Annotated in this window: 13 protein-coding genes and 1 pseudogene; 7 read left to right on the plus strand and 7 right to left on the minus strand. The window is 70.9% G+C overall.

The annotated features are described in order from the left end of the window. Nucleotides 1–2: 2 nt before the first annotated feature. The 5 genes from ACIBM5_RS31265 (at nt 3) to ACIBM5_RS31285 (ending at nt 2,767) form a co-directional block, all read left to right on the plus strand. Entirely contained in the window at nt 3–872 is an 870-nt protein-coding gene (locus ACIBM5_RS31265; protein ID WP_396009925.1) for an ABC transporter permease, read from the plus strand. A gap of 87 nt (nt 873–959) precedes the next feature. After that, a complete protein-coding gene (locus ACIBM5_RS31270; protein WP_396009926.1) occupies nt 960–1,361 on the plus strand; it encodes a hypothetical protein in 402 nt (133 codons plus the stop codon). Between the two features lie 217 nt (nt 1,362–1,578). Next, nucleotides 1,579–1,821: a DUF397 domain-containing protein gene (locus tag ACIBM5_RS31275; RefSeq protein WP_396009927.1), complete on the plus strand. Its 243-nt coding sequence runs from the start codon at nt 1,579–1,581 to the stop codon at nt 1,819–1,821. A 97-nt stretch (nt 1,822–1,918) separates the two neighbouring features. Further along, nucleotides 1,919–2,050, plus strand: coding sequence for a hypothetical protein (locus ACIBM5_RS31280; RefSeq protein WP_396009928.1), 132 nt, complete (start codon nt 1,919–1,921; stop codon nt 2,048–2,050). Between the two features lie 243 nt (nt 2,051–2,293). Then, nucleotides 2,294–2,767, plus strand: coding sequence for a hypothetical protein (locus ACIBM5_RS31285; RefSeq protein ID WP_396010095.1), 474 nt, complete (start codon nt 2,294–2,296; stop codon nt 2,765–2,767). On the opposite strand, the gene ACIBM5_RS31290 is transcribed toward ACIBM5_RS31285, so the two are convergent. The 5 genes and pseudogenes from ACIBM5_RS31290 to ACIBM5_RS31310 all read right to left on the minus strand — a co-directional run bounded on the left by ACIBM5_RS31290 (nt 2,703) and on the right by ACIBM5_RS31310 (nt 7,711). Next, entirely contained in the window at nt 2,703–2,858 is a 156-nt protein-coding gene (locus ACIBM5_RS31290) for a hypothetical protein (RefSeq protein WP_396010089.1), read from the minus strand. The two genes, ACIBM5_RS31285 and ACIBM5_RS31290, sit on opposite strands and share 65 nt — an antisense overlap. A 106-nt stretch (nt 2,859–2,964) precedes the next feature. Further along, nucleotides 2,965–3,135 (minus strand): annotated as a pseudogene (locus tag ACIBM5_RS31295) (DUF4259 domain-containing protein); the annotation flags it as partial. Between the two features lie 314 nt (nt 3,136–3,449). Next, nucleotides 3,450–3,674: a hypothetical protein gene (locus ACIBM5_RS31300; RefSeq protein ID WP_396009929.1), complete on the minus strand. Its 225-nt coding sequence runs from the start codon at nt 3,672–3,674 to the stop codon at nt 3,450–3,452. Nucleotides 3,675–4,463: 789 nt separating this feature from the next. Further along, nucleotides 4,464–6,182, minus strand: coding sequence for an alpha/beta fold hydrolase (locus ACIBM5_RS31305; protein ID WP_396009930.1), 1,719 nt, complete (start codon nt 6,180–6,182; stop codon nt 4,464–4,466). Between the two features lie 62 nt (nt 6,183–6,244). Then, nucleotides 6,245–7,711, minus strand: a complete 1,467-nt coding sequence (locus ACIBM5_RS31310; protein ID WP_396009931.1) for an MFS transporter — start codon at nt 7,709–7,711, stop codon at nt 6,245–6,247. A gap of 113 nt (nt 7,712–7,824) precedes the next feature. On the opposite strand from ACIBM5_RS31310, the gene ACIBM5_RS31315 reads away from it, so the two are divergent. Next, entirely contained in the window at nt 7,825–8,850 is a 1,026-nt protein-coding gene (locus ACIBM5_RS31315; protein WP_396009932.1) for an Lrp/AsnC family transcriptional regulator, read from the plus strand. A 439-nt stretch (nt 8,851–9,289) separates the two neighbouring features. On the opposite strand, the gene ACIBM5_RS31320 is transcribed toward ACIBM5_RS31315, so the two are convergent. Further along, nucleotides 9,290–9,730: a kinase gene (locus ACIBM5_RS31320; protein ID WP_396009933.1), complete on the minus strand. Its 441-nt coding sequence runs from the start codon at nt 9,728–9,730 to the stop codon at nt 9,290–9,292. Nucleotides 9,731–9,827: 97 nt separating this feature from the next. On the opposite strand from ACIBM5_RS31320, the gene ACIBM5_RS31325 reads away from it, so the two are divergent. Then, nucleotides 9,828–10,049: a hypothetical protein gene (locus tag ACIBM5_RS31325; protein ID WP_396009934.1), complete on the plus strand. Its 222-nt coding sequence runs from the start codon at nt 9,828–9,830 to the stop codon at nt 10,047–10,049. 516 nt (nt 10,050–10,565) lie between these two features. Here the strand turns inward: ACIBM5_RS31325 and ACIBM5_RS31330 are convergent. Further along, complete coding sequence (locus tag ACIBM5_RS31330) at nt 10,566–11,270, minus strand: TetR/AcrR family transcriptional regulator (RefSeq protein ID WP_396009935.1); 705 nt, start codon at nt 11,268–11,270, stop codon at nt 10,566–10,568. Nucleotides 11,271–11,333 lie beyond the last annotated feature (63 nt).

An 11,333-nucleotide genomic window follows, 5' to 3' on the forward strand; every position in this document is an offset into this window, starting at 1 on the left:
CCGTGAGCTCTGTCGCGTCCGAACCGGACCAGCGCACGCCCCAGGTATCCGATGCGCCCGTGCTCGGAACCGCAACTGCCGGACACACACGCACGATTCGGGTGATGTGGTACCGCGAGGTGCTCCGACTGCGACGCACCCCTGTCAGGGTCGTTTTCGCGCTGATGTCACCACTGCTGTTCCTGCTGGTACTCGGCACCGGATTGACATCCGCAATGGAGTCTGCGGGAGACGACGCGGACTACCGCGTGTACCTCGTTCCAGGCGTCCTGTTGATGGCGATCCAGGTGCCCGCCGTCAACACGGGTGTGTCGATCGTGTGGGACCGCCAGGCGGGGTTCCTGCGGGAGATGCTCGTCGCGCCCGTGCGCCGCTCCGCGCTGCTCACGGGCATCTGCCTGGGCGGAACCACCGTGGCCGTCCTCCACGGCATCCTGATGTTGGTGTTCACCGCCTCGATGGGCATTTCCGTACGACCGCACCTGCTGGCACTGGTGCTCCTGGAACTCGTGGTGATCGCGTTCACGCTCACCGCGGGAGGAATTCTGGCCGCAGTGTGTCTCGAACGCGCGGAGACGTTCCAGGCCGTGGTCGGAATCGCGCTGATGCCGCTGTTGTTCCTGTCCGGCGCGTTGTTTCCGGTGAGCGGGCTGCCGGGCTGGCTGAACGGGGCGGTGTTGGCGAACCCGATGAGCTACGGGGTGGACGCAATGCGACGCACGCTGCCGACGGGCAACTTCGAGAACGTCGCGGAATCCGGGCCGCATTGGTGGGGATGGCAGCCGCCCGTAGTCCTCGAGATCGCCGGCTTGGCCCTCCTCGCCTGCCTCACGCTCACCATTGCGGCCCGCCGATTCTCCCGAATCGAGTAGCGCACATCCTCACTCCTTGTCGGCCCCGACCCGGGGCAGGGCCGGCACCCGTTCGCGCCGGCCCGGAGGGGACCCGGTCGAGGCCGGATGGCTCGGTCCGGTCAGGCAGGCCCCGCCCCGGGTACCGAGAGGCAGGTCGCCGCGAGGTTCGGCACCTGCGGACTGCTCAACGGCTCCCCCAACGCGTTCGACGTCTTCACCCCGATCCGGGTGCTCGCCACGAACCAGTCCGACGGGTCGATCCGCGCCACCGTGTGGGGAAACAGCGTCCAGGGCGCCGAGGCCGACGACACGCTCGCCCAACCCGGCGCCGTCACCGCCTGGTTCACCGTCACCGCACGCATGACCTGGGGCACGGACGACACCTGGAAGGTCTCCGAGCCCACCGACTCCACCGGACCCACACCCCGCACGGTGGGCGAGCCCGATCCTGCCACCGCGTTCGGGCCGATCCTGACCACGGCGGGCCGCACACCCGACGACCGGTAGCCGCACTCCCGGCAGGACAACCATGGGGCCACCGAGCGTCGCGGTCGCCGGCGCGGGCCGGCACCGTCGGGAAGTGGCCACCCTTTCGGGGGACTTTGCTCCCCCGTTTCCGTGACTAGCATCGTTCCAATCGGCTCGTGCAATTGCATATGGCGTTGCACGGCCACGCGTGGGCCTCGTCTCGGGGCGTGCGGATCGGCCGGACGAGGGAGTGGTGATGGACGTGCGCGAGGGTGTCAACGGTGCGCCGGCGGCTTCGCTGGGTGTGACGGAGTGGGTCAAGAGCGCGGCGAGTTCGGCGACGGGTCAGTGCGTGGAGCTGGGCGTGCTGCCCGGTGGTGGTGTCGCGGTGCGGAACTCGCGGGATCCGCAAGGGCCGGCGCTGGTGTACACGACGGCTGAGGTGGCGATGTTCGTGGCAGGGGCGAAGGCGGGCGAGTTCGACCGTCTTCTCGAATAGGGATCGTCGCGGTGTGATCGTGTGATCGGCGGACGGGGGTGTGCGCCTTTGGAATACTGGCGCGTACACCCCCCTTTGTTCCGCTGGGAGTCGCCGCGTGTCCCTGTCCCCCGACCCCGCCACGGGCGCCACCCGCGAGGCCGGTCCCGATCCCTGGCGGCGGAGTCGGGCCCGCAGCAAGGCCATGATCCTCGAAGCCCACGACCGCTACCGGGCACGGACGACCTGACACCCGGGAACACTCGGCATCCTGTTCGCCGGCGAACCGTGAGCGCCCGTCGTCGATTCGGTGGTCGGTTCTACGAGGGGCGACGGGTCTGGTAACTGCCCTGGAGAGAGGATGCGGCCGCGCCGGCGACCTCCGCCCGGGGCCGGCCGCGCAGCCTTGAAGGAACTCCCGGACCCGAGGGCCGGACCAGCCCGCCGCGGCGGCCGCTGCCCAAAAGCGCAACCCGTCATGGGGTTCCCGGGGGTGGAGGAAGTCGAGAACGTGGTCGACGGTTTGCGGGTCGAGACGCAGGCGTTGCGTGGCGACGGCGCGAAGGGTGCCGTCGGCGAGAGCCGCGGTGCCGCTGTCCGTGCACCAGAGCAGGGCGCCGGCCGGGTCCTCGGGGGTACTCAGTCGCACGATGGCATCGCCGAGGGCGACATACACCGCGATGGCGTCGAAGTGCCGTCGGGCGAGTTCGCGCAGCGGGTCGAGCGCAGGCCGGTGGCTGCACGCCCCCAGGGCCATGACCATCTGACATTGGGTCTCCCAGGTGCGACGATCACGCACCTCCCGCCGCAGAGCGTTCGGGCGAGCCCGCGCAGGCGGGTCGGGGCCGAGCGCCGTCTGCCGGAACGCGCATCGCCGCGCTGTTCCACGGCTTCGTCCGATGTCAGTGCCATCGCGTGCCGTCCGGTCTGGTCTCGTCGCCGGCGCGGATCCGGCGCGTGTGGGTGATGTTTCGCCGCCATCGGGGACCGTCGCCGGTCTCGTCGCACAGCTCGGCGAGTTCGGAGTCCTCGGCCAGGACTCGGTCGAGTGCGGCGATCGCGAGTGCGCAGGTCGAAGGAGAGTGGCGGGATGGATTCCTCGGGGCCGTGAGAGGAGGTGATCGGCGCTCCTCCCGGGCATTGAGCTGCGATCAGTGCGGCAGCCGCGACGGCTTCCGTCCCTTCGAAGGCGTCGAGGTAGCCCGGGCCGGCGATCGTGGAGGTGAGAGCGGCGCGGACAACGTTCTCGCGCTCCGTTTCGGGGGCTTCATCCAGGGTGTCGGCGAAGTCGGCGCCCATGTCGTTGTCGAAGGGGCCGATGTCCCAGCTGCCCATGTCGTGCCTCTCGCTTCACCGTCTCGCGGATGTTCGCATCGATCACCGACGCGCAGCCGGCGATGCGAGCGCGGCGCGTTCGAGGCCGTCGGCAACGTGTGAGAGCGGTGACTGACGGTGGGTCAGCCGGAGTCGAGCCACACGAGGATGCCGTTTCCGCATGCGGTGGGCACGGGGAGGGGATCCACGCCGGCGTCGCTGCGCACAGGCGGAATTCGTCGTCGTGGACGGGGCGTTCCCGGTCGGCCGGTCCGCCGGCATCCGCGCCGCTGGGCACGTCTGGTGAGGGCTTCGCAGTATCGCGCGCCCAGGGGTCAGCCGTCGGCTGCCGACAGGCCCATCGCGCGCAGCAGTTCGAAGAAGTGGTGCTCGGCGAACCCGAGGCGATCCGCCGACAGGATCTCCAGCACCTTCGCGGGATCGGGGCCCCAGCCCGCCGCCTCGGCCCAGGTACAGGCCTCGCGGGCGCGCTGCGGCATCTCGTCCCTGATGCGGCTGTGCGCCGCGTCCCACGCGGCCTGGTAGGCCGTGCCCGGCATGCCGTCTCGTCCTCGTAGCAGATGTCGTTCGGGACTTCGTATTCCGCGGCGAGTTCGGGCGTGAACCAGGTCTCGAACAGGCCGCCCCCGTCCGACCACCCCTGGACGAATCCGGTGTCGCTGTCGCAGATGTACACCACCAGCGCGGGCCGGCCGGTCCGCTCCACAAGCGTTCGCAGCGTCTGCGGTGTGTGGCCGGGCAGCCCGTGGTGCACGACCACCGTCTGCCAGCCGTCGCCGTGGGCACGGGGAACACCGACGCATCCCTGGTCGCCGTCCCGGCAGACGCCGGCGCTCAGTGGTTCCAGTTCCGACAACGACCGGTCGCTGCGGGCCACGACGTATTCTCCCCAAAACCCCATGCCACGCCTCTCGTTCCGCGGGTGTGCGGCGAACCTACCGGCGGGCACCCACATCCCTCGCCACGCGGACCTGAAGAAAGAGTTCTACGAGCGCGTGCGCACCGAAACTCGGCAGGTCCCGGAGCCGGAGAAGCAGTTACGGGCGACCATCGCCAAACTCAAGGCGACGATCGCCAACCAGAGGGCTGAGATCGAAGAGCTCCGTCAAGTGGTGGCCAGGCTTACCCTCGCGGGCGCCGTTCTCACCCAAGCAGGCACGTCCGCGTCGGACCTCGACATCGCGAAGCACAACGTCACCCCGATTCGTCGGCCCCTCGGCCGAGCCCCACGAGGCTGCGTATGTCAGCGCGGTGCCTCGGCGCGTGACCGGGCGGGCCTGGCAGGCGGTTGCGCGGGGGGAAGTCACTGCGCGGGTCCCGTCGGCCAGTCACAACCGTGTGTGGTGTGTGGGGCGGGCCGCTTGCTCCGTGAGGTCGCTTCGGAGGACTCGGCGGAGGTAGGCGACGCTGTGTGCGATGAAGGGGGCGGGGTCGGTTCCGGCGAGGGCGTGGCCCGCGTCGGGGACGAGGACGAGTTCGGCGGGGACGCCGCGCTGGGTGCATGCGGCGACGAGCTGTTCGCTGTGGAAGGCGGGGACGGCTGTGTCGTGCGTGCCGTGGATGACGAGCATGGGTGCGGTGTCGACGTCGGTGTGGTGGAGGGGGCTGGCTTGGCGGGCGAGTTCCAGGTGGCCGCCGAGGAGTTGTTGGGCGGGTTCGGGTCGGCCGTGTTCGAGCATGGCTGGGATGTCGGTGGGGCCGTACCAGGAGACGGCGGCGTGGATGCGGCTGTCGCCTGTGGTGACGCCGTGGCTGCCTTCCAGGTGCGGCTGGGTGCCGGTGGTGGCGAGGAGCGCGGCGAGGTGTCCACCTGCGGACTCGCCCCAGGCGGCGATGCGGCCTGGGTCGATCCCGAGGCGGTCGGCGTGGTGCTTGAGCCAGCGGACGGCGCTCTTGATGTCGTGGAGCTGCGCGGGCCAGGCGGCCTCGCCGCTGAGCCGGTACTGGACGGACGCGAACGCGATTCCGGCGGCGAGCAGTTCCTCGCGGATGCGCGCGGAGTCGATGGGGGTTGCGGTGTGCTTGTTGGTTCCCCACATCCAGGCGCCGCCGTGCAGCCAGACGACCACGGGGACCGGACCGTGCCCGGCCGGCACGTCGACGTCGATCATCAGCGGGCGGTGGCCGCGGATGCGGGCGACGAGCCCGTCCGGGAATCGGGTTCGGTCGCCCAGCGGTTCGGGGCGCGGGAACTCGTGGTCGGCGAAGCGCATCAGCTCGGCCTCGGCGCTGCTCATCGGCGGTGCTTGGGGGGCGGTGGCGGCGAGGCGGTCCGCGAACCAGTCGGCGGTGGCGACGACGGCCGAGGTGGTGAGGTCCCGGTCGCGGTCGAAGGCGTTGAAGATGTGGTCGCCGCCCGGCAGTTCGGTGAAGGTGATGTCGGGGCTGGGGACGCCGCGCAGGAACGCCGCGGTGGCGCGGGGGGCGATGACGGTGTCGGCCGAGCCGGCCAGCGCCAGGATCGGGCGGTCGAACGAGGCGAGTGCGGCGGCCAGGTCCATGCGGTGGGTCTGTTCCCACCAGGTCCGCGAGAACGTGAAGCGGGCGAACCCCAGGTCCACGTCGGCGTGGTCGCCGCCGTCGGCGAACGCGGGCGCCAGGACGGCGAACGGGTGTCCTTGCGGGGACGCGGGACCGGACGACCACCACGCCAAAGCGGCGAGCCCCGGCTCCGCCCCGGCCAGGAGGGCGGCGACCATGCCGCCCTGGGAGAAGCCGAGTACGCCGACGCGGGCGCCGTCGACGTCGTCACGGGCGGCCAGCCACCGGTACGCGGCACGCGCGTCGGCGACTTCTCCGCTCACCGTCAGGTCGGTCTGCGGGCGGGTGCTGGCGCCGCAGCCGGCGAAGTCGATCCGCACCGAGGCGACACCGCGGACGGCGAGGGCGGCGGCGAGCCGGGCGAACATCCCGCCGACCTCGTCGCGGTGGCTGGCGGTGCCGTGCAGCAGGACGACGGCGGGGAAGGGCCCGTCCCCGGGAGGGGTCGCCAAGGTGGCGGGTATGGCCCCGGCCGCGCCGGGGATCGACAGGCTGCGCTCGTTCATCGGTCGTCTTTCGTCAGGTCGGTCGGTGGTCGGCCCGGTGGCGTGCTTGCGGCGGGGTGCGGTCAGGCCTTGGACTTCTGCGGCACGCCGGCGCCCGGCGCGTCCGGAACCTGCGGTTCCGGACGGTTGCGGGGCACCAGGAACGCGCACAGCGCCGCCGCGACCATGAAGACCGCCATGAGCGTGAAGGCGTTGGTGAACGCGTTCTCGGTCGGCAGCGGCGGCGCTCCCGGGGCGGAGACGGTGTCCTGGGCCAGCACGGACCCGCCGAGCGCGAAGCCGAGCGATGCGCCGAAGGAGAACAGCACCGACACGACCCCGGGGAGGAACGCCGGCGCCTCGGCCGGCGAGAACAGCACGCCCAGGCCCGTCGCGGCGGTCATGGCCGCACCGGAGAAGACGCAGGTGACCAGCGTGACGAACACGAACGCGGGCACCGCCGTGCCCATGCACACGGCGAGCCCGACCAGCCCCGCCCCTGAGACGGCGGTGGCGACGATCAGGATCGGCCGCCACCCGACGCGGCGCGCGATATTGCCCATCGTCGGGGCGATGCAGACGGTGAGGAAGGTGCCGGGCAGCACCGCGAGCGAGTAGTCGGTCGCGCTCAGCCCGAATCCGCCGGTGAACTCCGGGATTTGGGCCCAGAAGGGCATGAGCAGGTTGGCGGCGCCCATGAACGCGGTCATGCCGAACACGATGACCAGCGCGAGGCCCCACACGCGGCGGCTGGCGAGCAGGCTCACCTGGACCATCGGACGGGCCGTGACCCGCTCGACGACGACAAAGGCGCCGATGAGGGCGATGCCGCCGCCGATGAGGAGCAGCGTCCCGGTCCCGGTCCAGCCCCACTCGCCGGACTGGGCGAGCCCGCTCGACACCGCCACGACCCCCGCGCCGAGCGTCGCGATGCCCCACCAGTCGGTGCGCTGCGTGATCGGGGCGGTGTGCGGCACCACCACGAGCACGCACACCAGAGCGGCCGCGGCGACCGCCGCGGCGATCCAGAAGATGCCCTGATAGCCGATCGTGTCGGCGATGCGTCCTGCGATGAAGACGTCGATGCCGCTGACCCCGCTGTTGAGCGCGTTCAGCCACCCCAGGTAGAGCGGGTATTCGTCGGCCGGCACCTGGTCGCGCAGGATCAGGAACGACAGCGGCAGCGCGACGACTCCGGTGGCCTGCAGCCACCTGCCCAGGTCGAACAGGACCAGGTTCCCGGACGTGGCCACCAGCACACTGCCGATGATCACCAGCACCAGCACCGCGGCGAGCATGCGGCGTCGGCCGAAGCGGTCGCTGATCGGCAGCGCCGCCGCGGTGAGCCCGCCGATCGAGAAGAACAGCGCCTGCGACAGCGAGATTTGCGAGGGCGACGCCCCCAGTTCGCCGCCGATCTTCGGCAGCGCGGGAATGATCATCACGGCCGCCACCTGGAAGGCGGAGATCGCGAGCAGCAGGGTCACCAGCAGCGCCACCCGGGAGGGGGCGTGCCCGTGTCTGGCAGACGGCGAGGGATCAGGTGTCATCGTCAACTCTCCGGACTGGCGTTCCGCAGCAGCGGGTGCCTCGGACTCCGATCCTGACGGTTGAGGCATGAACTCCCCGAAAACACCGGAAGCCGTCATCTACGATGCCTGCCATGCCCGATTCCGTCGCCGCCCCGGTCGCCCTCAGCGAGCTCGACCTGGCGGTCATCCATGCGGTCGAACGCTCCCCGCGCGCCTCCTGGGCGGCCGTCGGCACGGCCGTGGGCGTCGACCCGACCACCGCGGCCCGGCGCTGGGACCGGCTGGAGAGCACCGGAACCGCCTGGGTCACCTGCTATCCGCTGGTACTGCCCTCGTCCGTCGCCGCCATCGTCGAGCTGACGTGCGCCCCGGACGCCGCGCCGGCGACCGCGCGGCGGATCGCCCGCGACCCGCAGGCCCTCTTCGTGGACGTCGTCGCCGGAGCCGGCGACGTCCTGGCCACCATCGCCACCGACGGCATCGGCGCGATGTCCGCGTACGTCGTGGAACAGCTCGGCGCCATACCGGGCGTCACCTCCGTGCACACCCAGCCCGTCCTGGCCGTCCTGTCGTCCGGCACCCACATCGCACGCGGCACCCTCGACAAAGCCGCCCTCAGCAGACTCCCCGTGCCGGACCCCGGCCACTTCGGCAGCGCCACCGACCGAGTCGACGACCTCGACTGGGCACTGTGCCTCGCCCTCAGCCGCGACGGCCGACGCCCGCTCAGCGCTCTCAGCACCGACGTGGACGCCGGCGAGGCCACCGTCCGACGACGCCTGGCCAGGCTGACCAAACTGGGTGCACTCCGCATGATGGTCGAGGTCGCGACAGCGCAGACCACCACCCCCCTCACCGCCTGGTACTCGGCCCGCACCCCGGCCCGCTCCCTCGTCACCGCCGCCACCACCCTGGCGGCGATGCCCACCATCAAAGCCGTCACCTCCGTGGCCGGCTCGAACAACCTCGTCTTCAAAGCCGTCTTCCGCGACCTCGAAGACATCCACCTCTTCGACACCCGACTCGGCCAGTCACTCCCGGAACTCGAAACCACCGACCGCAAACTCGTCCTGCGCCCGATCCGCCTCATGAGCAGACTCGTCGACGCCGACGGCTACGCCCAAGACGTGGTCTCCATCGACATCCGCCGACACTGATGACCACGATGTTCCGCCCCCGGCCCGCCGCCCCCGCATCCGGCGCCGCACCGCACACCTCGCCCGACTGGTCGACAAACCGCTGGCCGGTCCCGCGCCCCAGGCCACAATCCACCAGGCGGCAAGGCCGCTCTGGCTGGACACCTGGCAGGCCTGGCAGGTCGCCGACGCGGTCGACTGCAGCGCCAACTCAGGGCGCGGTACCCGGCGAACAGCGACACGAGTGGGCTGGGGCCGCCGTTGCAGTGTCCGATGGCGGCGACGTGGCGGGTCCGCGCGGACTTTGGAGGGCGAAGGTGTGGTGGCGAAAGTCCTCACCTCGGAGGAGAGGCGCTGGTGTGCTTCGGGTCCGACATCGAGTGAGATGATTTGGATACATCCCGCCAACGTTGATCGTTTCCTTGTCAGCGGAGGCCGACGCGACGAAGGTCCTGCAGGATCAGAGATCCTGTGGAGGCAACCTGTCGAGGCCAGTGTCGCGCATGATGTAGTCGACCGTCTCCTTCAACGAGCTGTCGGCGCCGATGACGGTCTCGACTCCACCGGGCAGCACGTCGCGTGCGCGGTACCAGCCGGTGAGCTCCTGATCGGTTACGTGTGTGAGGTACTCGGCGTCGGGTTTGGTCGCATGCCGAACCATGGTCTCCGCGAGGGGTACGTCGAGGTAGTAGCAGCAGGAGGTGCCGCGGTGCTCGCGCACGAGGGCCTCCAGCATTTCTCCGTAGCGGTCGGCGTACAGGATTCCCTCGACAACCACGTGATAGCCGGCATCGAGCGCATAGCGTGCCACGGTGGAGACGGGCCGGAACGTGGCTCCGTTGTCGCGGGCGAGCCGGGCGATGTCCGCGGGCCGGCCCTGGCGGGTTGCGTAGGGCGCCACGGGGCGGTGGAGTGGCGGGTTGTCCCCGAGGAGCACGGTCGGGCGGTGCCGGAGCCGGTGGTTGCGGACGCCGTGGCATCACGGTGAGCGGGCTTCCGTGCCAGGCGAGGAGCCGGCTGTCCGTCCCGGGCACGCCGACGAGGGACTCACCGGCCGCTGGGACGTCGACACCGTGCTGGAGGACCTGAGCCGACCGTGCTGCGCCTTCGGCCCGCGCCGGCGCTCCGTCGCCCCCATCACCGGCGTCGACCTGCTCACAGCCGCCCGCGCCGGGATCGAGCGCGCCCCGCCCGCAACCACCCGAATTCGTCCGCGGTGAGAGCGTCCTGCCGTCGACGAGGCCCACATCGTCGAGGCGAGGGAACGTCGGAGTGTCGAACACCGCGAATGCCCGATCATCCGTCACCCGGCGTCGATACGCTGACGCTCACGACGCCGAACTCCGCCGTGGGCAGTGGAGTTCGTGGACGGCGCGTGACCGGCACGTTGCGGTCGGGGCTCGCGTCAACCGGTACACGGCGGGCATCCGGGCCGAGAATTCTGCGCGTGTTCGACGTTGTGGGCGGCGAGCATTGGAACGCCGTTGACGGTGGTCGATCTCCGATTCGCACGACCGTTGAGATGTTCAGGGTCGTGATCGTTGTGAGCACGGTGGACCCGAACTCGGGGTTCGAGTACCTGTGGCACCGCGACGCGCAGGGTGTCGCCCCGCTCGCGACGATCGGGTTCAGCTCCGGCTCTCTCGATCGCCTGTTGGTGGCCTGGTTGATGGCGGACGTCGCAGGCCCGTCCGCGAGGCACGGGGGACGCGTGTCGCCGAGGAAGGACGCGGTTCTCATCCCGGTTCGGTGGGGTCCGCGGTGAGAATGGCGAGTTCGTCGCGGAGTCCGTTGACGAGGACGCGGAGGCCGAACTCGAAGGCGACGTCGGCTCGACGGGGCTCGGCGGGCCTGCCGGGACCGGTGCCCGTCCCGGTCGCGGTCGCGGCGGCCGCGAACGCGGCCGTGAGGCGCGGGTACCGCGCGGCGTCGCTGGCCAGGTCGATCATGTGCTCGGGGGCGACCATGTCCAGGGCGGATCCCAGGACGAAGGACTCCAGTACGGCGATGATCCGCAGGGTGTGGCCGGTCGGCCATCCGCCGGACTCCAGTGCGACAGCGACGCGTTCGTACTCGTCGAGGACCCGCGGCGTGCGCACCGGCATCGTGGCCAGCAGCCGCACGGCGTTGGGGTGCCGAGCGAACGCGGCGCGGTAGGCGCGGGCCCAGTCCGCGAGGCCGGTGTCCCAGGGGGAGAGTGCCAGCGCGGCCGAGTCGATCTCGGCCGCGATCAGTTCGCGGACGGCGTGGACGACGTCGTCGCGGTTGCGTACGTGGTTGTACAGCGACGGCATGCGCACGCCCAGCTCTTTGGCGAGTCTGACCAGGGAGAACGCGTCGGCACCGTCCCGGTCGATGAGTTCGAGTGCGGTCCGGTGGATGGTGTCGGCGGTCAGCACCGCCTTCCTGGGGCGGCCTGCCGGGCGGGGCGAGGTGGTCATCGTGCCGCCGAGCATATGCGAGCGCCCCCTTCCCAACGGAGGCCGAGGGCGCTAACTTCCCTT

Origin of the sequence: Embleya sp. NPDC050493, assembly GCF_044458105.1 — a bacterium.
Lineage (GTDB): Bacteria > Actinomycetota > Actinomycetes > Streptomycetales > Streptomycetaceae > Embleya.

What these genes read in the sequence shown, in the direction of transcription:
- ACIBM5_RS31330 (WP_396009935.1), bottom strand. Translation starts at nt 11,270, where the DNA reads ATGACCACCTCGCCCCGCCCGGCAGGCCGCCCCAGGAAGGCGGTGCTG.
- ACIBM5_RS31270 (WP_396009926.1), top strand. Translation starts at nt 960, where the DNA reads ATGGCTCGGTCCGGTCAGGCAGGCCCCGCCCCGGGTACCGAGAGGCAG.
- ACIBM5_RS31300 (WP_396009929.1), bottom strand. Translation starts at nt 3,674, where the DNA reads ATGCCGGGCACGGCCTACCAGGCCGCGTGGGACGCGGCGCACAGCCGC.
- ACIBM5_RS31275 (WP_396009927.1), top strand. Translation starts at nt 1,579, where the DNA reads ATGGACGTGCGCGAGGGTGTCAACGGTGCGCCGGCGGCTTCGCTGGGT.
- ACIBM5_RS31315 (WP_396009932.1), top strand. Translation starts at nt 7,825, where the DNA reads ATGCCCGATTCCGTCGCCGCCCCGGTCGCCCTCAGCGAGCTCGACCTG.
- ACIBM5_RS31310 (WP_396009931.1), bottom strand. Translation starts at nt 7,711, where the DNA reads ATGACACCTGATCCCTCGCCGTCTGCCAGACACGGGCACGCCCCCTCC.
- ACIBM5_RS31305 (WP_396009930.1), bottom strand. Translation starts at nt 6,182, where the DNA reads ATGAACGAGCGCAGCCTGTCGATCCCCGGCGCGGCCGGGGCCATACCC.